Annotated in this window: 1 protein-coding gene; it reads right to left on the reverse strand. The window is 43.1% G+C overall.

The genetic code is table 11. The features are described 5' to 3' along the window. Nucleotides 1–496 (reverse strand): amidohydrolase family protein (locus tag A3739_RS07760; protein WP_156502451.1); only part of this gene is annotated, 496 nt, incomplete at both ends.

The raw sequence follows: 496 nt of genomic DNA on the forward strand, positions 1-496 counted from the left end.
TCTTCTTCATGTGCTCTTATCACCATGTCGATGGCAGCATCGCCATTCCCATGCACAAAGATCTGAATACCCTTCTCATAGGCTAAGCCAATTAGTCGATTCAACTCATCCTGTGGACCATGAGGAAAACCTACACAGTCTTTTTCGCATCCAAATACTGACGTTAAATATGGTTGAGTGAAGTAAGCCGTTTTGCCCTGTCGCGAACCATCACCAATCAGTTTTATACCTTGAACCTTGAGCCCATTCTTATAGGTCTTAAATTCAAGATCATCGTTCTTCAGGCTCGCATATCCATGCAGTGTCACAAGATCAAAATCGAGCTTTTCTTCTGCAGCAAGACTCCTGAAAAATGCCATGCTAAGAAGGTCTGTCATGCCATCTTGTGCCCTGGTCACACCAAAAGACAAATAGTGCTCCTGTGCTTTTGGGAATAACTCAGCTTTCTTGCCTTGAAACTCTTCGATAGCCTTGCCTGCAAAATAGTACATTGATA

This window comes from Oleiphilus sp. HI0067 (assembly GCF_001635735.1).